Source organism: Haematobacter massiliensis, assembly GCF_000740795.1.
Taxonomy (GTDB): Bacteria; Pseudomonadota; Alphaproteobacteria; order Rhodobacterales; family Rhodobacteraceae; genus Haematobacter; species Haematobacter massiliensis.
Genome location: NZ_JGYG01000008.1, coordinates 128,010 through 147,000 on the forward strand (window position 1 = coordinate 128,010; position 18,991 = coordinate 147,000).

Genomic DNA, 18,991 nt, shown 5'->3' on the forward strand with positions numbered 1-18,991 from the left:
GGCTCAGGTCACCACGGCGGCGGCGCGGTTTCGCCCCGCCGCGCGATCGCGCAGCCGGCCCACCATGCCGGTCGGCAAGAAATACACCGCCAGCACGAAGATCAGCCCAAAGAAGAGCAGCCAGCGTTCGGGGTTCAGCACCGCCTCCACCACCGGTACGTCCTCCACCAGCCCGTGCAGCCTGCCCAGCAGAAGCTGGATATAGTTCTCCCCCAGAACGAAGATCGTGACGCCGATCACCGCGCCATAAAGCGTGCCCAGCCCGCCGATGACGCACATCAGCAGCACGTTCAGCATGACGTTGAAGCCGATGGTCGTCTGCGGCCCGACATAGCGCAGCCAGATCGCCATCAGAACCCCCGCCGCCGCTGCGTTCATCGCCGCGATGACATTGGCGATGAGCCGGTAGCGCAGCGTGGGATAGCCGAGCGCCTCGGCGCGGAACTCATTCTCCCGGATCGCCTCCAGCACCCGACCGAAGCGCGAATTGACCAGCCGCAGCATCAGCAGGAACAGCACCGCCGCGCAGGCGAGGACGAGGTAATAGGTGAGGTGCTGCCCGGTGACATGGCCGAAGACCACGCGCCCGGGCGAGAGCACCTCCGGCATGCGAAAGGTCAGCCCGTCGTCCCCGCCGGTCAGATCCGTGCGCCTTAGCACCAACGCGCCGAAGGCGGAGGCAACGGCCATCGTGGCCATGGTGTAGAAGATGGCCTTTACCCGCAGCGCGACCAGCGCGATCAGCGCCGCGGCGATCCCAGCCAGCAGGATACCCGCGCCCGCGCCCACCAGAAGCGGCCCCCACCCCGGCCCCAGCCGCACCATCGCGATGGCGACCGCATAGGCGCCAATGCCGTAGTACATTGCGTGGGCGAAGGAGACGATGCCGCAATAGCCGATCAGCAGGTCGTAGGAAGCGACGAGCACGGTGAAGATCGCGATCGTCATCGCGGTGTTCAGCACCCGCGCGCCGCCGAAGAACACGGGCGCCAGCAGCAGGAACCCCACCACTGCGCAGAGGAGCAGCGCCAGCGCGCGGCTGCGCGGCAGGTCGTCGGAAAGGATCGCCTTCAGCATCTGTTTGCCCCTCAGCCGTTCAGAGGATAGAGCCCGCGCGGCCGCCATAGCAGCACGGCAAGCATCATCGCCACATTGGCGACCATGGCGAAATCGGGCGCGAGATAGCCCACGTAATTGGTGGAAAGCGCCACCAGGATGGAGGCCGCAAAGCACCCCGGCAGAGAGCCGAGCCCGCCCATGATGACGATGATGAGAAGCTGCACCAGCACCTCCGCCCCGATGGTCAGGGTGAAGATCTCCCGGTAGAAGCCCCACATCGCGCCGCCCAGCCCCGCCAGCGCCGCGCCCCCCGCAAAGACCAGCACGAAGAGCGTGTTGATCCGGTAGCCGAGCGCCTCCACCATCTCCCGGTCCTCCACCCCCGCGCGGATCAGCAGGCCGAGCCGGGTGCGGGAGAGAAGCAGCATCAGCCCCGCGAAGACAACGAGCCCTAGAAGGCAGGCGGCGATGCGGTATTTCTCGATGAACATGTCGCCGAGGATCACGGAGCCCTGGAGGGAGAAGGGAAGCTGCAACCACATCTGGTTCGGCCCCCAGAACACCACCAGAAGCTGTTCGATGATGATCATCGCGCCGATGGTGACGAGGATCTCCTTCAGGTGGTTGCCGCCGGCGGGACGGATGAAGAGCCGCTCGAACACCAGCCCCATCAGCGCCGTCGCCGCCATCGCGGCGAGCGCGATGATCGCCAGCCCTGCCGCATTGGCCCAGGGCGAGGGGGAGAGGAGCAGCGGCTCCACCGGCAGGGTGAGGCTCGTCGCGACATAGGCGCCGAACGCCACGAAGGCGGCATGGCCGAGGTTCATCACATCCATCAGCCCGAAGACCAACGTGAGGCCGCTGGCCATCAGGAAGAGCATCATCCCCATGGCCAGCGCGGCGACGGTCAGCGTGCCCCAGCTCGGCAGGTCGCCGACCAGCGGAAAGGTCAGCGCCATGAGCGCGAGGATGACGAGCAGCGGCACGAAATCCCGCGGGCGGCCGGGAAGCGGCTCCTCCATCGGCGGCGTGATGGAGGCCAGGGTCGTTTCTGTCATCATCTCCCCCTCTCAGATCGCATGAATGCCGGACATGCCCAGCAACCGGCCCTGAAGCCCGCTGTCGGAGGCGAGCGCCGCCATGGCGCCCGCGTGCACGATCCGCCCGTCGTCGATCACCGCGCAATGCTCGGCGATCCCGGTCACGAAGTCGAAGTTCTGTTCCACCAGCAGGATGGTGGTCTGGTGCGACAGCCGGGCCAGGGCCTCGCCCATCGCCTCGACGATGGCGGGGGCGAGGCCCTTGGTCGGCTCATCCACCAGCAGCAGGTCCCGCGGTTCGATGATGGCGCGCGCGATGGCCGCCATCTGCTTCTGCCCGCCGGAGAGCAGCCCCGCGGGCCGCTGCCAGAAGTGTTTCAGCGCCGGGAACACCTCGAAGATCCGCTCCAGCCGCGCCTCGTCGAAACGCCCGGCGATGGCGGCCAGGCGCAGGTTCTCCTGCACCGTCAGCCCGCCGAAGATGCCCATGCCCTCCGGCACATAGGCGATGCCGAGGCGGGCGATGCGCGGCGTCTTCGCGCCCCCGATCTCCTGCCCGGCGAAGCGGATGCTGCCCGAAGACGCGCGCCAGAGGCCCATGATCGTGCGCAGGGTGGTGGTCTTTCCCGCCCCGTTGCGGCCCAGAAGCGCGGTGATCCCCCCGCGCGGGACGGCCAGGTCGACGCCCTGGAGGATGTGGTATTGCTGGATATGCGTGTGCACGCCGGAAAGCGACAGCAGCGGTTCAGCCATGGGAGGCCCCCTTGCGGCCAAGATAGGCCTCCCGCACGATGTCGGAGGCCATGACCCGTTCGGGCGGGCCGTCCTCGATCCGGGTGCCGTGGTGCAGCACGATGATCCGGTCGGCGAGCTGGCGGATCACGTCGATCTTGTGCTCCACCAGCAGGATGGTGCGGTTCCCTTCCGCCTTCAGCCCGCGGATGATGTCGAGGATGGCGGGCACATCGGCCATGCCCATGCCCGCGGTCGGCTCGTCGAACATCAGCACCCGGGGGTCCAGCGCAGTGAGCATCGCGATCTCCAGCTTGCGCTTGTCGCCGTGGTTCAGCGTCTTCGCCGCATCGCCGCGCCGCGCCATGAGCCCGGTGCGGGAGAGGCAGTGTTCCGCCGCGTCGATGAGGTCGCGGCGGCGGTTCCAGATCTGCACCATGTTGAGGCCCGCCCCTTCCCGCGCCTGCACGGCGAGGCGGACGTTTTCCATCACCGTGCAGTCGGGGAAGATGTTGGTGAGCTGAAAGGCCCGCCCGATGCCCCGCCGCGCCCGCTCCGCCGGTCCCACCCGGGTGACGGGCCGGCCCTCGAAGATCACCTCGCCGCCGCTCGGCCGCAACTGGCCGGAGAGGAGGTTGAAATAGGTGGTCTTGCCCGCCCCGTTCGGCCCCACGATCGCGGTGAGCGTGCCCGCGTGAAACCCGGCGGAGACCGCGTTGACCGCGACATGGCCGCCGAAACGGATGGTCAGGTCGCGGCTTTCGAGGATCGGCGCGGATGTCGGGCCGGGGCCCGGCAGGGACGCTGGCACGAGCGGCATCCGTTCGGCGAGCATCAGTTCTGGACGCGGCCGGGCGCCCGCACGGGCACCGGCATCTCATCCGCGGGCACCACGCGGACCAGATCGAGCAGATCCCAGCGGCTTTCGGGCTTTTCCTTCATGCGAAACTGATACTGGTCCTGCATGCCCTGATGGTCCTCGGCGCGGAAGGTGATGCGGCCCTTCGGCGTGTCGAAAGACATCCCCTCCATTGCGGCGATGAGGGCCTCCGTCTCCACCGTTCCGGCCTTTTCGATCCCGGCGACAAGGGCCGCCGCGGCGGTGAACCCTCCCACGGTGAACAGATCCGGGGGCTGGCCATAGCGGGCGTTGTGTTGCTCCACCAGCCAGTCGTTCATCGGATTGTCGGGAAAGCTCCAGAAGTAGAAGGTGCCGCCGCCGACCGGCAGCCCGCGCCACGCCTGAATGGATTCGATATTGGAGCTTCCGACGGAGACGATCTGGATGCCGTAACGGTCGGGCCGCGTCGCGGCGAGCTTCGGGATCGGGTTCGGCGCGCCCCAGATCAGCACCAGATAGCGGTTGCCCGGCGCGTCGCGCAGCTTGGAATAGATCCGCTGCATCGGCGCGGTGAAGTCGGTGGTGTTCACCGGGACGAATTCCTCATGCACCACGCTGGCGCCGGAATTCATCGTCTCCATCGCGGTCTTATAGGCGGCGACGCCATCCTTGCCGAAGACGTAATCGGCGGCGAGGAAGGCCACGCTGTCGCCGGGTTTCAGCATCGCGGCGGAGGCAAGCGCATCCTGCGTGGAGTTGCGGGAGGCGCGGAAGATGTAGCGGTTGAAATGGTCGCCGGTGATCGAATCGGCCAGCGCTGGTTCCATCAGCAGGATCTTCCTGTATTGCTCCGCCACCGGCGCCATGGCCAGCGCGCCGCCCGACCAGGAGGTGCCGACCGCGACATCCGCCTTGTCGTCGGCGAAGGCTTCTGTGACCATCGCCTTGGACAGCTCCGGCTTGAACTGGTCGTCCTTTACGATGACTTCGACAGGGCGCCCAAGGATCTCGTTCTTGCCCCCGGTGAGGTATTCGAGCCCCAGACGGAAGCCCCGCTCCGTATCTCGGGCGTAGATCTCGTTAGGCCCCGTGGCACTGCGGATCAGAGCGAACCGGATCGGATCGGCCGCCTGCACCGGGGACGTAAGGCCCGCGCCCGCCGCCAGCGCCAAAGCACAAATGCTCGAAATGACCTTCTTCATATCATCTCTCCCCTCCAGGACGCCGGCACGGGCGCCCATTCCGCCGCTCAGAGACTAGAGATGCACTGGCCGCGGAGTCTTGTGTCCAGCCGTCGCCGCCTCGGTGGCGACCTGGCGCAAGATCCCCGCGAGCAGTTTTGCGATGAACCGAGGAAAGGTGGGGGCGGATACCGTCCGCGGGGGCGGGGTTGGAGAGGCAAGACATGAGAGAGGCCTATATCGCCAGCACCGCGCGCACCGGCATCGGTAAGGCTTACCGCGGCGCTCCGAACACCATGGCGTCGTCCGCGATGGCGGGGCATGCGCTGGCCGAAGCGCCGCGCCGCGCGGGGGTGGAGCGTGGGCAGCTGGAGAATGTGGTGCTGGGCACGTTGCTCTCCGCCGGGATGAGCGTCGCACGCGGCGCTTCCTTCGCCGCAGGGCCGCCGGCGGAGGTTTCCGCGCAAAGGGGGGATCGGCCCCGCGCCTCCGGCCTCAGAAAAATCGCCACGGCCAAGCAGATCATCGTGGACGGGAGGAGCATCGTGGCTGCGGGTCGGCAGGAGAACATCTCCGGCGTGCAGGGCCGCTACTTCGGCTGGGTTGAGGAAGCCGCGGACCCCGCCGTCATCGCCCGCGTGCCGCACGACTACATGCCGAATACCGCCGAACATGTCGCGGACAAATACGGCATCCGCCGGGAGGCGCAGAATGCCTGTGCGCTCTCCTCCCAGTCCCGCACGGCGACGGCGCAGGCGGCTGGGCGGTTCGCCGCGGAAATCGTGCCCTATACGACCATCATGCGCGTCACCGACAAGGCCAGCGGCGAGATGCGGGAGGAGGCGGTGACGCTGGTGCGCGATGAGGGCAACCGCCCCGCCACCACGCTGGAAAGCCTCGTCGCGCTGGTGCCTGTGATCGAGGGCGGCACCGTCACCGCAGGCAATGCCAGCCAGCTTTCCGACGGTGGCTCCGCCTGCGTGCTGATGTCGGGGGAGGAGGTATCGCGCCGGGGCATCGTGCCGCTCGGCCGCTGCTGTGGCATGGCGGTGGCGGGCTGCGCGCCGGAGGAGATGGGCATCGGCCCGGTCTTCGCCATTCCCCGGCTGTTGGAGCGTCACGGGCTCCGCGTGGACGACATCGGCCTGTGGGAGCTGAACGAAGCCTTCGCGGTGCAGGCGCTCTACTGCCGCGACCGGCTGGGCATCGACCCGGAGCGTTACAACGTCAACGGCGGCGGCATCTCCGTAGGCCATACCTATGGGATGACCGGATCCCGCCTCGTGGGCCATGCACTGATCGAAGGGCGCAGGCGGGGCGTGCGCCATGCCGTCGTCACCATGTGCGTGGGCGGCGGCATGGGGGCGGCGGGGCTTTTCGAGGTCACGCAGCGACGGGCGATGCAGTGACGGGCGAGGCGTTGACTGGCGGCGCGGTGACGCTCGACCTCTCCGGGGCGGCGGCCACGCTGACGCTCCGCCGCGCGGACAGCGGCAACCGGCTGGGCCGGGAGATGGCGGCGGCGCTCTGCGAGGCGGCGGAGCGCCTCGCTGCGGCGCCCGGCCTGCGCGCGCTGCACCTGCGGGCGGAGGGGCTTAATTTCTGCGTGGGCGGCGCGCTCGACGAATTCGGTACGGACGAGCCGCTCTCCCGCCGCCTTGCCCGCGATCTGCCTGCCATCCACGGCGCGGTAGCCACGCTGGCCGCTCTGCCCTTTCCGGTCGTCACGGAACTGCGCGGCGCGGTGGCGGGGGGCGGCATCGGCCTCGCGCTTCTGGGAGACATCATCCTCGCCTCCGACACGACCTTCTTTCGCGCGGGCTACCCGGGCGTCGGGCTTTCGCCCGATCTCGGCGGCTCCTGGCAGATGCTGCGGCGGAGCGGCGTGACCTTTGCCAGCGAATTTCTGATGTCCAACCGCCGGATGACGGCGGCGGAGGCGCTCACCCGCGGCATCGTCACCGCCGTTCACCCGGATGCGGCGCTGTCACAGGCCGCGCGGGCCTGCGTGGAGATGCTGGCCACGGGGCCGACGCGGGCGCACGCCGCGCTGAAGGCGCTGATCGCCGCCCCCGGCGCTGATCTTGCCGCACATATGGCGCGGGAGGCGGAGGTGATGGCCGCCTGCGCCGCAACGGAGGATTCCATGGCAGCCATCGACGCCTTTCGCGCCCGCAGGAGCCCGCATTTTGCGGGGCGCTGACGGCATCGAGCCGCGCGCCGCAGTGATCCCGGAGCGGGAGCGCGCCGGGAATGGTGGCGGAGGTGGCGCCCGGCATCCTCTAGGCGCGCCTCGCTTTGCCCTTTCGGTTAGCCCATGTGAACGTGTATTTACCGGCGCGTGAGGACGGCTGGACCATCCTGGATACCGGCACCGCCGCTGCCGCGACGGAGGCTGCATGGCAGGCGCTGCTGGCAAGCCCGCTGCGGGGGGAGCGGATCGCCGCCGTCCTCGTCACCCATGCGCATCCCGACCCCATGGGGATGGCGGGATGGCTCTGCGAGCGGCTGGGGGTGCCGCTTCTGACCTCGCGCAGTTTCTTCCTGATAAAGTGCGTGGATGCTGCTCGGCGATCCTGGCATCGTCGCCAGTACCGACAGCTCGCCTTCTACCGGTAACACGGGGTGAGCGGGCGAACTGGCGGAGATCAACGAGGCGGGACGCCTCTTGGCCGCGGGCCTTTAATGCACCCGCCATCAGCGACTGGGCACAAGACCCGCGCCCGCGAAAGGCCGGATAGTCAGACAGCCTGGTATCGCGTCGACCTCTCGCGACGCGAATTGGCCATGAGGGGTGTGCCGCGTGAAGACTCCCCTCTCAACCGCGGATCGCGCGATACCGGGCGCCCAAAGGAGACCGAACCCTGATGCTGCTGACGCCTGAACACGAGGAATTTCGCCGCTCGATTCGCGCCTGGGTCGAGGCGGAGATCAACCCGCATGTCGATGCCTGGGAAGCTGCAGGGATCTTCCCCGCTCATCAGGTCTTCGCCTCCGCCGGGCGTCTGGGATTTCTCGGCGCGACGAAGCCGGAGGCCTATGGCGGATTGGGGCTGGACGAGAGCTTCGGCGCGGTGCTGGCCGAAGAACTGGGCGCGATCCGCTCCGGCGGAGTGGCAATGGCGATCGGCGTGCAGACCGACATGTGCACCCCGGCGCTTGCCGCCGAAGGGGGACCGGCGCTCTGCGAGGAATGGCTCCGACCGGCGATCGAAGGACGGCTCGTCGGTTGTATCGGCGTCTCCGAGGCCGGAGGGGGGTCCGATGTCGCGGCCCTGCGCACCAGCGCTGTGCGGGATGGAGCGGACTATGTGATCGACGGCTCCAAGATGTGGATCACCAACGGCACGCAGGCCGATTTCTGCTGCCTGCTGGCCAATACCTCCGATGGGCCGGTGCACAGGAACAAGTCGCTCATCATCGTGCCGATGAAGACGAAGGGCGTCCAGATCACCCGCAAGATCGACAAGATGGGCATGTGCGCCTCCGACACGGCGGAGATCTTCTTCGACGCCGTGCGCGTGCCGCAGGCCAACCGCATCGGCGAGGAAGGCATGGGCTTCATCTACCAGATGCGGCAGTTCCAGATCGAACGCATCTGGGGTGCCATGAACGCCGTGGGCATCATGCGCCGCGCCATCGCCTGCACCATCGCCTATACGTCGGAGCGCAGGACCTTCGGCCGCCCGCTGATCGCCAATCAGGTGGTGCAGTTCCGGCTGGCGGAGCTGGAGACGGAGGTGGAATCCGTCTCCGCGCTGGCGATGCGCGCGGTGGAGGAGGTCGTCGCGGGCCGCGACGCCACGCGGCTGGCCACCATGGCGAAGCTGCGCGCCGGACGGACGATCCGCCGGGTGGCGGACGAATGCCTGCAATTCTGGGGCGGGCTGGGCTTTGCCAGCGAGTCGGAAATCAACCGCATCTACCGGGACGCGCGGCTCGTCTCTATCGGCGGGGGGGCCGATGAGGTGATGTTGCAAATCCTGGCCAAGATGATGGGTTTACTCGGGCGCTGACAGGCGCCCGCCGCCCTGCCCGCGGGCGGGGCGCGAAGGGGAGAGAGGGAGGACAGAGGATTGGCGCAACCCAGCTTCGACATCGGTGTGCCCGCACCGCCGGGGATCATCTCCCGGCTCTGCATGCCGGATTTTATCCGGCGCATGGCGAAACGATTGCCCGGCAACGTCGCGCTTTTCGACGGGGAGCGGGAGATCACCTTTGCAGAACTCGACCGCATGGCCAATCGCGTGGCGAACGGCATCCTCGCCTCCGGCGCGGTGGCGGGGGAGCGGATCGCGCTGATCGGTCATAATTCCATCGAATTCGTCGCCGCACTGATCGGAGTCATGCGGGCGAACATGGTGCTGGTTCCGATCAACACCATGCTGGGACGCGAGGATAACGACTACATCATCGGCCATGCGGGCGTCAGCCGCGCCATCGTGGAACGCGGGCTGATGGAGGCGGCCAACTGCGGCGCGATCTGCGCCGCGCGCGGCATCCCCGTCTGGCCGATGGACGAGGACCTGCCAGCTTTCGGCGCCTTCCGCGTCAATGAGCCGCCGGTAGACATAGAAAATGACGACATCGCCATCGTCATCTACACATCCGGCACCACGTCGCGGCCGAAGGGCGCCTGCCATTCCCATTCCTCCCTCTCGCTTGCCGCGATGACCTGCGCGCTGGAATGGCGGCTGGGGCGGTCCGACCGGGTGACACTGCAACTCCCACTCTTCCATTGTGGCGGGCAGGCGCTCCTCTATGCGCATCTGATGGTCGGCGGCGCCGCCGTGCTGATGCGGGGCTTCGACGCTGGGCGGATGCTAGAGGAGATCGACCGGCGGCGGATCACCATGTGCGTCGGCCTGCCCATTATGTATGCGCAGATGATCGACCATCCCGACCGGGCGAAATATTCGACCGCCTCGCTGCGCCACAACATCTACACCATGGCGGTGATGCCGGAGCCTCTGATGCGCCGGTTGCTGGTGGAATTTTCCAACACATTCTATCTCACCTCCGGCCAGACGGAGATGTTCCCGATCACCACGATCGCCCAGCCTGACCGGCAGATGAAGCGTTTCGGCAACTACTGGGGCGAAAGCGCGCTCATCAACGATACGGTGATCCTCGACGACGATGGCAACCCGCTGCCGCAGAACACGGTGGGGGAGCTTTGCCACCGCGGCCCGAACGTCACCTCCGGCTATTACCGCAACCCGGAAGCGACGGAAGAGATGCGCGCCTTCGGCTGGCACCACACGGGGGATCTCGCGCTCATCGACGATGCGGGGGAGATACTCTTCATCGACCGCAAGAAGGACATGATCAAGTCCGGCGGCGAGAACATACCTTCCGTCCGCATCGAGGAAACTCTGCTCAGCATCGAGGGGGTGGAGGCGGCGGCGGTCGTCGGCCTGCCGCATCCGCATTGGGGGGAGGCGGTGACGGGCTTCGTGAAGATGCGCAACGGCGCCTCGCCCTGCGAAACCTCCATCCTGGAGGCGGCGAAGGAGCGGCTCGGCAGCGTGCAGACGCCCAAGCGCATCATCTTCATCGAGGATTTCCCGAAGACGGGAACCGGCAAGCTGCGCAAGATCGAACTGAGGCTGCAATATGCTGACTTCTACAACTGACCGGCTCTCGGGGCGGACGGCTTTCATCACCGGGGGGTCGCGGGGGATCGGCCTCGCCATCGCCTGCAAGCTGGCGGAGGCAGGGGTGAACGTCGCCATCGCCGCCAAGACGGTGGAACCCCATCCCCGGCTGGAGGGCACGATCCACACCGCCCGCGCCGCCATCGAGGCCGCCGCCCGCCACGGCGCGCGGGCGCTGGCCTTGCAGATGGACGTGCGCGACGACGCCTCCGTGGAGGCGGCCATCGCCCGGACGGTGGAGGTCTTCGGTGGGCTTGACATCGTGATCAACAACGCCTCCGCCATCGCGCTGGAGGATAGCGCCGCCCTGCCGATGAAGCGCTTCGACCTCATGCACCAGATCAACACGCGGGGGACCTATCTCGTCTCCCGCACCGCGCTGCCGCATCTGGAGGCGTCGGGCCACGCGCATATCCTGATGCTGGCGCCGCCCTTGAACCTCTCGCCCCGCTGGTTCGCGCCGCATCTGGGCTATTCGCTGGCGAAATACGGCATGTCGCTTTGCGTGCTGGGGCTGGCGGAGGAGCTGCGCGGGCGGGGCATCGGGGTCAATGCGCTCTGGCCGCGGACCTATATCGCCACGGCGGCGGTCGCCAATGTGGTCGGCGATGCGGAGAGCCTGAAGGGCTCGCGCAGCCCGGAGATCATGGCCGATGCTGCGCGGGAGATCCTCTCGCGCGATCCGCGGGCGGAGAGCGGTAATTTCCACATCGACGACGATGTGCTGTCACAGGCGGGGCTGCGCGATTTTTCCCGCTACCGGCTGGATGCGAAGGCGCCGTTGCACCTCGACATGTTCCTCGACCCCGACATGCCCCTGCCGCCCGGATCGGATCTGGCGGGGTCGGATCCGGCGGGGCGCAGGGATGCGCGGCGTGCCTGAGGGTCTTTTCGAGCGCACCTCCCCTTCCGGCCCGCTGACGGAGGAGCATCTCGCGCTGCGCGACACGATGCGGGACTTCGTCGCGCGGGAGATCGTGCCGCATATCGACGAATGGGAGGAGGCGAGGCGCTTGCCCCGTTCGCTCTACCGCAAGGCGGCGGAGGTCGGGTTGCAGGGGCTGATCTGGCCGGAAGAACTCGGCGGATCGGGGGGCGATTTCCTCATGCAGATCATCGCCTTCGAGGAGATCGCCCGCGCGGGGGCGGGCGGGGTCGCGGCCTCGCTCGGCTCCTATTCCATCGGCCTGCCGCCCATCGTGAAGCTCGGGCGTCCGGAGATCCTTGAGCGCTACGCCCGCCCGGTCATCGCCGGCGAGAAGATTGCGGCGCTCTGCGTCACCGAACCGGGGGGCGGGTCCGACGTGGCCGCACTCCGCACCACCGCGCGGCGGGACGGGGCGCATTACGTGGTGAACGGGGAAAAGACCTTCATCACCTCCGGGGTGCAGGCCGATGTGCTGACCGTCGCCGTGCGCACCGATCTGGAGTCGCGCGGGGCGAAGGGCATCTCCTTCCTCGTGGTGGAGGGCGACAGTCCGGGCCTCAGCCGGACGGAGCTTTTCAAGATGGGCTGGCACGCCTCCGACACCGCGCATCTGCATTTCGCCGATGTGCGGGTGCCGGCCGAAAACCTGCTCGGCGTGGAGCATGAGGGCTTCCGCGCCGCGATGCTGAACTTCAACGACGAACGGCTGGTCATTGCCGCGCAGGCGGTGGGCTTTGCCGAAGCCTGCCTGGCGGAGGCCCGCGCCTGGGCGGCGGAGCGCAGCGCCTTCGGGTGCAGGCTCTCCGAGAACCAGGCGATCCGGCACAGGCTGGTGGAGATGGTGATGCAGGTCGACGCCGCACGCACGCTGGTCCATGACGTGGTGGCGCGGCGCATGGCGGGGGCGGATCCGCTGCCCACCCATATCGCGCGCACGGCGATGGCCAAGATCACCGCCACCACGGCGCTTTTCAACGTGGCGGGGCAGGCGGTGCAGATCCTCGGCGGCATGGGCTACATGCGCGGCACCGTCTCCGAACGGGTGTTCCGCGAGACGAAGGTGCTTTCCATCGGCGGCGGCGCGGATGAGATCCTGAAGGATCTGGCCGCGCGGCAGATGGGTTTCTGAAAAAGGGGGAACGACATGCCCGTGACACTGCATCGCGAGGGCGTCATCGCCGTCATCCTCATCGACCAGCCGCCGGTCAATGCGCTCTCCGCCTCCGTCGTCGCCGGACTGGCGCGCGCCGTGGAGGAGGTGGAGGCCGATCCCGCGCTGCGCGGCGTGATCCTGCGCTGCGCAGCGCGGACCTTCGTGGCGGGCGGCGACATCACCGAATTCGCCGATCCGCGGTTTTCGGCCGCGCCCTTCAACGCGGTGCTGGACCGGATCGAGGCGCTGGACATCCCCGTGGTGGCGGAGCTTTTCGGCACCACCCTGGGCGGCGGGCTGGAGCTTGCCATGGCCGCGCATGGCCGCGTGGCGGCGGCAGGCACACGTCTGGGCCTGCCGGAGATCACGCTTGGCCTGATCCCCGGATCGCATGGCACGCAACGCCTGCCCCGCATCGCGGGCGTGGAGCGCGCCTATGAGATGATCTCCTCCGGCAAGCCGATCGCGGCGGCGGAGGCGCTGGCGGCGGGTCTCGTGGATCGCGTGGCGCCCGCGGGCGATCTGGCGGCGGCCAGTGCCGCGCTGATCGCAGATCTCCGCGCCGCGCCGCTGCCCCGGGCCGGGCTGAAAGCGGTGGCCGGCGACATTCCCGCCACGGTGGCGAGGGCGCAAGCGGAGGCCGCGCGCAGGCCCTGGCTCCCTGCCCTTGCCGCCATCGCCACGGCGCTGGCGGCGGCGGGCGGCGACTTCGCCACCGGCAAGGCGGTGGAGGCGCGGCTTTTCCGCGAGTTGATGGCGGGCGCGGTGTCGCGGGCGCAGCGGCACCTCTTCCTCGCCGAACGCGCGGCGCAGCGCATCCCCGGCCTGCCCCCCGGCACCCCGGTCAGGACGGTGGAGCAGGTGGGCATCCTCGGCATCGGCACGATGGGCGCGGGCATCGCGATGAACTTCGCGCTGGCCGGGATGCCGGTGCGGCTGGTGGAGACGACGGCGGAGGCGCTGGAGCGCGGCATGGCGCGGCTCGACACCACCTTCGCGCAACTGGTGAAACGCGGGCGGCTGACCGAGGCGCAGGCGGCGGAGCGGCGGGCGCTGATGACCGGCTCCACCGATCTCTCCACCCTCTCGCAGGTGGACATCGTGGTGGAGGCGGTGTTCGAGGACATGGCGCTGAAGCTCGACGTGGCGGCGCGGCTGGGGGCGGCCTGCAAGCCGGGCGCGATCATCGCCACCAATACTTCCACGCTCGACATCGACGAAATCGCGACGGCGAGTGGCCGGCCCGCGGATGTGCTGGGCACGCATTTCTTCTCCCCCGCGCATATCATGCGGCTTCTGGAAATCGTGCGGGGGCGGCAGACGGCGCCGGAGGTGCTGCAAACCGTGCTGCGGCTGGCGCGGCGCATCGGCAAGACGGCGGTGGTCTCCGGCGTCTGCTACGGCTTCATCGGCAACCGCATGGCGGAGGTCTACATGCGGGAAAGCGAGGCGATGCAGTTGCAGGGCACCTCCCCGCAGCGCATCGACGCGGTGATCGAGAGCCCGGAGTGGCTGGGCATGGCGATGGGGCCGAGCCGGATGCTCGACATGGCGGGCGTCGATGTGGGGGCGCGCACGGTCATCGAATGGATCAAGTCGGGCGAGGGGCCGCAGGATCCGCTCTACCGCATCATCGCGCGCACGATGTTCACCGAAGGGCTTCACGGCCAGAAGACCGGCCAGGGCTATTACCGCTACGCGGGGCGCGACGCCTCCGCCAACCCCGCCCATGCGGCGATGGTGGGCCGCCTGCGCGCCGCGCATGGCATTGCGGAGAGTCCGATGCTCGATGACCGGGAGATCTTCGAGCGGCTGCTCTTTCCCATGGTCAACGAGGCCGCGCGGATCCTGGAGGAAGGCATTGCCTTTCGCGGTGGCGACATCGACGTGGTGTGGACCGCCGGATACGGCTTTCCGGCATGGCGGGGCGGGCCGCTCTTCCTGGCCGATGCGATCGGCCTGGCGCGGATCGTGGAGCGGCTGGACCATTACGCCCGCAGCCTCGGCAACGGGCGGGGCTATTGGACCGTCGCGCCGCTCCTGCGGGAGCTGGCGGCAGGCGGCAGGCGGATCAGCGACTGGCAGGGCGGGGCCGCGGCGGAACGGGCGGCCCCCGCCGCCTGACGCGGGCGCGCCGCCGTCACAGATTGTCCGCCCTTTCCCCCGGGTTCGGTGACATGCCCGCTGCCTGACGCTGGTGCGCCACCGTCACAGGGATGCAGTTCACCAAGAGATCCCCCGCCGGAGCGCTCCGGCGGGAGTTTTCACGTGTCGCGCTCAGGCGGTGACGGCGGCCGCGCGATGCGCGGGCAGGCCCAGGATCTCGCGTGCCTCGGCGGCCGAGGCGATCTCCCGCCCGGCGTCCCGCGCGACGCCCGCGATTTCTTCGATGAGCTGGCCGTTCGACGTGACCTTCTCGCCGGAGGCGAGGTAGAACGTATCCTCCAGCCCGGTCCGCAGATGCCCGCCCAGTTCGGCGCAGGCGCGATGGACGGGCCAGATCTCCTCTCGCCCGATGGCCGTCACCTGCCAGCGCGCATCCGCGGGCGCCAGATCCCGCAGGATCGGCAGCAGATCCGCCCGGCAGGGCATCCCGGAGGCGACGCCCATCACGAAATTCATCTGCGGCACGCCGGAGAACATCCCCGCGCCCCGGAACATGCCGACCGACCGCACGATGCCGGTGTCGAAACATTCGAACTCCGGGATCGCGCCGACGGAGGTGATGGCGTCGATGAACTCCTGCACCTTTTCCACCGGATTGTCGAAGACCATCGGCGGCCAGGCCCATTGCCCGTTGGCGCGCGCCTTGAGGTAGTTCAGCGTCCCCGCGTTGCAGGCGGCCATTTCCGGCGTGGTCGCCTTCACCACGTCCAGCGCCTGCTGATAGCCCGGGCCGACGATGCCGGTGGTGTGATTGATGATGACGCCGGGACAGGTCTCGCGGATCGCCGCCTGCACCTCGCGCGACAGCGCGATGTCCCAGCTGGGCAGGTTGCCGCCCTGCGCCGACTGGTCGCGCAGGTGGATGTGCATGATCGTGGCCCCGGCCTCCCAGGCGCGGCGCGCCTCCGCCGCCATCTCCGCCGGGGTGACGGGAACATGGTGCTGGCGCGGGTCGGTCAGCACGCCATTCAGCGAACAGGTAATGAGGACTTTCGACATGGGTTTCCTTTCTGTTTCAGACGCCCGGCGCGGCGCGCCATCGGATCACGGGGCAAGGGCGGCCGCCCCTTCGCGCTCTGCCGCGCGGGCGCGCTGCCAGCCGGGGCGGGATTGCAAGGCATCGGCCCAGGCCAGGACATGCGGCGCGATCTCCGCCCGCGCGCCCGTCACCCCGGCGAGCTGGATCGCGTAGGCGACGACGACATCGGCCATGGTGAAACGCCCGCCCACCAGATGCGCGCGCCCGTCCTCCAGCGTGGCGGAGAGCATCCGCAGCCGGGAGAGGAACCATTTCCGGTAATCCTTCCCCACCTGCGCATGGAGGCTTTGCAGGTCGAAGACCGTGTAGCGCAGCGTCAGCGTCTGCGGAAAGGTCAGCGTCGCCTCGCCATGGTGCAGCCAGTTGAGATAGGCGCCGTAGCCTGGTTCCTCCGGGGCCAGCGCCAGCGGCGAGGGGCCGTGGCGGGTGGCGAGGTAATGCGGAATGGCGGCGGATTCGGTCAGCCGCTCCTCCCCGTCGATCAGGTAGGGAATGGTGCCGAGCGGGTTGACGGAGAGATACTCCTTGCGGAGCGCGCGGGGCGGAAAGGGCAGCATGTGGAGGCAGTAGGGCAGTCCCATCTCCTCCAGCGCCCAGAGTGCGCGGAAGGAGCGTGCCCCTTCGCAATGCCAAAGTTCGATCATCGGCTCCTCATCCGGCGAAAAGGGTTTCGGGGGCGGCGGAGGTCAGATCAGGCGCCCCGGTCAGCAAGGCCATCATGGCGGGGATCCGCGGCATTTCGGCGGCAAAGAAATAGCGGCAGGTCCAGCCCTTCGCCTCCGCCAGCGCGGCGGGGCCGGTGCGCGCCGCGGCCCGCGCCATGGAAAGCCAGACCCAGCCCAGCACGAAATGCCCGAACGCCTCCAGAAACCCGGTGGCATTGCCGAGCGCGCGCTCCGCCGGCCAGCCGGCCAGCCGGGCGACCAGCTCTTCCAGCGCATCGGCGGTGCGGCTCAGCGTGGCGGCCTCCTCCGCGAAACCTTCGCCCTTCGCCTCCCGGCGGACCAGCGCGAGGAACCGCCCGAAGGCCGCGCCGCCGTCGCCCAGCACCTTGCGGCCCAGCAGGTCCAGCGCCTGTATCCCGGTCGTGCCCTCATGGATCGGGTTCAGTCGGCTGTCGCGGTAGAGCTGTTCGAGGTCGAAATCCCGCGTATAGCCGTAGCCGCCGTGGATCTGGATGCCCATGCTCAGCGCCGCCAGCCCCTGTTCCGACGGCCAGCTCTTCGTCACCGGGGTGAGCAGCGCGAGCATCTCCGCCGCGCTATCCCGCTCCGCCTGCGTCTGCGCGGCATGGGAAAGGTCGGCCAGCATCGCCGATTTCAGGCAGAGCGCCAGCGCGCCTTCCGCAATCGCCCGCTGCGCGAGCAGCATCCGGCGGATGTCGGGATGCGCGACGATCGGCACCGGCCGCCCCTGCCCCTTGCGGCCCTGCGCCCTTCCCTGCCGCCGTTCGCAGGCATAGGCGGTAGACAAAAAATGCCCGCGGCAGGCCATCGCGGCGCCGGAAAGGCCCACGTTGATCCGCGCCTCGTTCATCATCTGGAACATCTGGGCGAGGCCCTGCCCCTCCTGCCCGACCAGCCAGCCGGTGGCGCCCTCCCGCTCCCCGAAGGCCATGGCGCAGTTCGGCGTGCCGCGATAGCCCATCTTGTGGTTCAGCCCGGTGACGGAGATGTCGTTGCGGCTGCCGTCCGGCAGGATCTTCGGCACCATGAAGAGCGAGATGCCCCGCGACCCTTCGGGCAGCGTCCCGTCCTCCCGCACGACCTTGGCGAGCACCAGATGCACGATCTGGCCGGTGATGTCCTGATCCCCGGCGGAGATCCACATCTTCGCCCCGCTGATGCGGTAGCGCGCGCCGAGATCGTCACGCCCCGCCGCCCGCGCCCGGGTGGTGATGTCACCCAGCGAGGACCCCGCCTCCGGCTCCGACAGACACATGGTGCCGAGCGCGCGCCCTGCATGCTGCGGGCGGGCGAAGGCCGCGACCTGCGCGGGCGTGCCGAAGGCGCAGATGAGCCGCGCATTGGCGCAGGAGAGCATGACGAAGGCCGACCCCGCCACATTCGCCGCCATCAGCCCCGCCATCCCGGCGGTGGCGACGGTGAAGGGCAGGCCCATGCCCCCCTCTTCCGGCGCCACATCCGCAAGGTGCAGTCCCGCCTCCAGCCAGAGCCGCACGGCGGCGGCCAGCGCGGGTTCCACGCGCACCTCGCCATTCTCCATCCAGGGTTCCTGCCGGTCGGAGGTCTTCCAGCAGGGCAGGAACTCCCGCTCCGCCATCGCATGGGCGAGGTCGAGATAGCGCCCCCAATCCTCCCGGTCCTGCCCGGCAAACCGTGGCAGCTGCGCAAGGCGGCCCGCGTCCAGCCAGTCATGCAGCAGAAAGTCGATGTCGCTCCGGGAAATCACCGCCATTCCTCACTCTCCCGCCCAGGCTGGATCGCGCTTTTCCTTGAAGGCGCGCGCGCCTTCCAGCGCATCGCGGCTCCGCTCCACCACCTTCCAGGCGGCGGTGTTGGCGGCCCAGTCGAGCCCGCGCCCCGCCGCCCCGTCGGCCAGCGCCAGCGACTGCGCCACGGCCAGCGGCGCATTGGCGGCGATGATGCGGGCCAGCTCCAGCGCCGGACCCTCCGCCCCGCCGGGTTCCGCCAGCGCATTGACGAGGCCGAACTCCGCCGCCCGCTCCGCCGTGATCGGCTCCCCCGTCAGGAGCATCTCTTTGGCCAGCGGCAGCGGCAGCAGCGAGGGCAGCCGGATCGCCCCGCCCCCCGCCGCGATTATGCCGCGCTTCACCTCTGGCACGGCGAACCGCGCATCGCGCGCGGCGACGGCCAGGTCGCAGGCCAGCATGATCTCGAACCCGCCCGCATAGGCGCCCCCGTTCACCGCGGCGATGATGGGCTTCGTGCGCGGGCGGGCAACGAAATGGCCGAAGCCCCATGGCCCGTCCAGCCCCGGCCGTTCGCCCGCCGCGAAGGCCGCCAGATCCATGCCCGCGCAGAACACCTTCCCCTCGCCGCGCAGCACCGCCACGCGGAGGCCCGGGTCTTCCTCGAACCGGGTCACGGCGTCGCGCAGCGCCTCCGCCACGGCGGTGTTCAGCGCGTTGCGCTGCTCCGGGCGGTTCAGGCAGATAACGGCGATGCCGGGCTCCGCGATTTCGAAATGCACGATGTCGAAACGCACGGGCAT

The 18,991-nt window shown here is 69.0% G+C and carries 17 protein-coding genes; 8 read left to right on the top strand and 9 right to left on the bottom strand.

Going from position 1 to position 18,991, the window contains the following annotated elements; all coding sequences use genetic code 11:
- Positions 1 to 3: 3 nt before the first annotated feature.
- The 5 genes from CN97_RS12880 to CN97_RS12900 are packed head-to-tail and all read right to left on the bottom strand — an operon-like array spanning position 4 to position 4,874.
- A complete protein-coding gene (locus CN97_RS12880; protein WP_035712109.1) occupies positions 4 to 1,077 on the bottom strand; it encodes a branched-chain amino acid ABC transporter permease in 1,074 nt (357 codons plus the stop codon).
- An 11-nt stretch (positions 1,078 to 1,088) separates the two neighbouring features.
- A complete protein-coding gene (locus CN97_RS12885) occupies positions 1,089 to 2,117 on the bottom strand; it encodes a branched-chain amino acid ABC transporter permease (protein WP_035712244.1) in 1,029 nt (342 codons plus the stop codon).
- A gap of 12 nt (positions 2,118 to 2,129) precedes the next feature.
- Positions 2,130 to 2,852, bottom strand: a complete 723-nt coding sequence (locus CN97_RS12890; protein ID WP_035712111.1) for an ABC transporter ATP-binding protein — start codon at positions 2,850 to 2,852, stop codon at positions 2,130 to 2,132.
- Positions 2,845 to 3,642 (bottom strand): ABC transporter ATP-binding protein, encoded by a 798-nt coding sequence (locus tag CN97_RS12895; protein ID WP_242685293.1) that lies wholly within the window; start codon positions 3,640 to 3,642, stop codon positions 2,845 to 2,847. The genes CN97_RS12890 and CN97_RS12895 overlap by 8 nt, the downstream gene beginning before the upstream one ends.
- 23 nt (positions 3,643 to 3,665) lie before the next feature.
- Positions 3,666 to 4,874 carry a substrate-binding domain-containing protein gene (locus tag CN97_RS12900; RefSeq protein WP_035712113.1) on the bottom strand — a complete coding sequence of 403 codons (1,209 nt, stop codon included), beginning with the start codon at positions 4,872 to 4,874 and terminating at the stop codon, positions 3,666 to 3,668.
- A gap of 203 nt (positions 4,875 to 5,077) precedes the next feature.
- Between CN97_RS12900 and CN97_RS12905 the strand changes: the two genes are divergently transcribed.
- From CN97_RS12905 to CN97_RS12940, 8 genes are all read left to right on the top strand, one after another.
- Positions 5,078 to 6,262, top strand: coding sequence for an acetyl-CoA C-acyltransferase (locus CN97_RS12905; RefSeq protein ID WP_035712115.1), 1,185 nt, complete (start codon positions 5,078 to 5,080; stop codon positions 6,260 to 6,262).
- Positions 6,259 to 7,056 carry an enoyl-CoA hydratase/isomerase family protein gene (locus CN97_RS12910; RefSeq protein WP_051911227.1) on the top strand — a complete coding sequence of 266 codons (798 nt, stop codon included), beginning with the start codon at positions 6,259 to 6,261 and terminating at the stop codon, positions 7,054 to 7,056. The genes CN97_RS12905 and CN97_RS12910 overlap by 4 nt, the downstream gene beginning before the upstream one ends.
- A 116-nt stretch (positions 7,057 to 7,172) precedes the next feature.
- Entirely contained in the window at positions 7,173 to 7,472 is a 300-nt protein-coding gene (locus CN97_RS12915) for an MBL fold metallo-hydrolase (protein WP_165496735.1), read from the top strand.
- A 248-nt stretch (positions 7,473 to 7,720) separates the two neighbouring features.
- The gene (locus CN97_RS12920; RefSeq protein WP_035712117.1) at positions 7,721 to 8,869 is read left to right on the top strand and encodes an acyl-CoA dehydrogenase family protein; all 1,149 of its coding nucleotides are present in this window, start codon (positions 7,721 to 7,723) and stop codon (positions 8,867 to 8,869) included.
- A gap of 60 nt (positions 8,870 to 8,929) precedes the next feature.
- Positions 8,930 to 10,489, top strand: a complete 1,560-nt coding sequence (locus tag CN97_RS12925) for a class I adenylate-forming enzyme family protein (protein WP_035712120.1) — start codon at positions 8,930 to 8,932, stop codon at positions 10,487 to 10,489.
- The gene (locus CN97_RS12930; RefSeq protein WP_051911237.1) at positions 10,470 to 11,393 is read left to right on the top strand and encodes an SDR family oxidoreductase; all 924 of its coding nucleotides are present in this window, start codon (positions 10,470 to 10,472) and stop codon (positions 11,391 to 11,393) included. Before CN97_RS12925 ends, CN97_RS12930 begins: the two co-directional genes overlap by 20 nt.
- On the top strand, positions 11,386 to 12,567 hold the full coding sequence (locus CN97_RS12935; RefSeq protein ID WP_211253700.1) for an acyl-CoA dehydrogenase family protein: 1,182 nt from the start codon (positions 11,386 to 11,388) through the stop codon (positions 12,565 to 12,567). Before CN97_RS12930 ends, CN97_RS12935 begins: the two co-directional genes overlap by 8 nt.
- A gap of 15 nt (positions 12,568 to 12,582) precedes the next feature.
- The gene (locus CN97_RS12940) at positions 12,583 to 14,715 is read left to right on the top strand and encodes a 3-hydroxyacyl-CoA dehydrogenase NAD-binding domain-containing protein (RefSeq protein ID WP_035712122.1); all 2,133 of its coding nucleotides are present in this window, start codon (positions 12,583 to 12,585) and stop codon (positions 14,713 to 14,715) included.
- Between the two features lie 153 nt (positions 14,716 to 14,868).
- Here the strand turns inward: CN97_RS12940 and CN97_RS12945 are convergent, their stop codons facing one another.
- The 4 genes from CN97_RS12945 to CN97_RS12960 are packed head-to-tail and all read right to left on the bottom strand — an operon-like array spanning position 14,869 to position 18,991.
- The gene (locus CN97_RS12945; protein ID WP_035712124.1) at positions 14,869 to 15,756 is read right to left on the bottom strand and encodes a BKACE family enzyme; all 888 of its coding nucleotides are present in this window, start codon (positions 15,754 to 15,756) and stop codon (positions 14,869 to 14,871) included.
- A gap of 45 nt (positions 15,757 to 15,801) precedes the next feature.
- Entirely contained in the window at positions 15,802 to 16,440 is a 639-nt protein-coding gene (locus CN97_RS12950) for a glutathione S-transferase family protein (protein WP_035712127.1), read from the bottom strand.
- 7 nt (positions 16,441 to 16,447) lie between these two features.
- Positions 16,448 to 18,214, bottom strand: coding sequence for an acyl-CoA dehydrogenase (locus CN97_RS12955; protein ID WP_035712130.1), 1,767 nt, complete (start codon positions 18,212 to 18,214; stop codon positions 16,448 to 16,450).
- Between the two features lie 3 nt (positions 18,215 to 18,217).
- Positions 18,218 to 18,991: an enoyl-CoA hydratase-related protein gene (locus CN97_RS12960; RefSeq protein WP_035712133.1), complete on the bottom strand. Its 774-nt coding sequence runs from the start codon at positions 18,989 to 18,991 to the stop codon at positions 18,218 to 18,220.

Excerpts from the sequence above, each read along its gene's own strand:
- CN97_RS12900 (WP_035712113.1), bottom strand. The coding sequence starts at position 4,874 with ATGAAGAAGGTCATTTCGAGCATTTGTGCTTTGGCGCTGGCGGCGGGC.
- CN97_RS12920 (WP_035712117.1), top strand. The coding sequence starts at position 7,721 with ATGCTGCTGACGCCTGAACACGAGGAATTTCGCCGCTCGATTCGCGCC.
- CN97_RS12960 (WP_035712133.1), bottom strand. The coding sequence starts at position 18,991 with ATGCCCGTGCGTTTCGACATCGTGCATTTCGAAATCGCGGAGCCCGGC.
- CN97_RS12940 (WP_035712122.1), top strand. The coding sequence starts at position 12,583 with ATGCCCGTGACACTGCATCGCGAGGGCGTCATCGCCGTCATCCTCATC.
- CN97_RS12880 (WP_035712109.1), bottom strand. The coding sequence starts at position 1,077 with ATGCTGAAGGCGATCCTTTCCGACGACCTGCCGCGCAGCCGCGCGCTG.
- CN97_RS12955 (WP_035712130.1), bottom strand. The coding sequence starts at position 18,214 with ATGGCGGTGATTTCCCGGAGCGACATCGACTTTCTGCTGCATGACTGG.
- CN97_RS12890 (WP_035712111.1), bottom strand. The coding sequence starts at position 2,852 with ATGGCTGAACCGCTGCTGTCGCTTTCCGGCGTGCACACGCATATCCAG.
- CN97_RS12930 (WP_051911237.1), top strand. The coding sequence starts at position 10,470 with ATGCTGACTTCTACAACTGACCGGCTCTCGGGGCGGACGGCTTTCATC.
- CN97_RS12950 (WP_035712127.1), bottom strand. The coding sequence starts at position 16,440 with ATGATCGAACTTTGGCATTGCGAAGGGGCACGCTCCTTCCGCGCACTC.
- CN97_RS12885 (WP_035712244.1), bottom strand. The coding sequence starts at position 2,117 with ATGACAGAAACGACCCTGGCCTCCATCACGCCGCCGATGGAGGAGCCG.
- CN97_RS12945 (WP_035712124.1), bottom strand. The coding sequence starts at position 15,756 with ATGTCGAAAGTCCTCATTACCTGTTCGCTGAATGGCGTGCTGACCGAC.
- CN97_RS12905 (WP_035712115.1), top strand. The coding sequence starts at position 5,078 with ATGAGAGAGGCCTATATCGCCAGCACCGCGCGCACCGGCATCGGTAAG.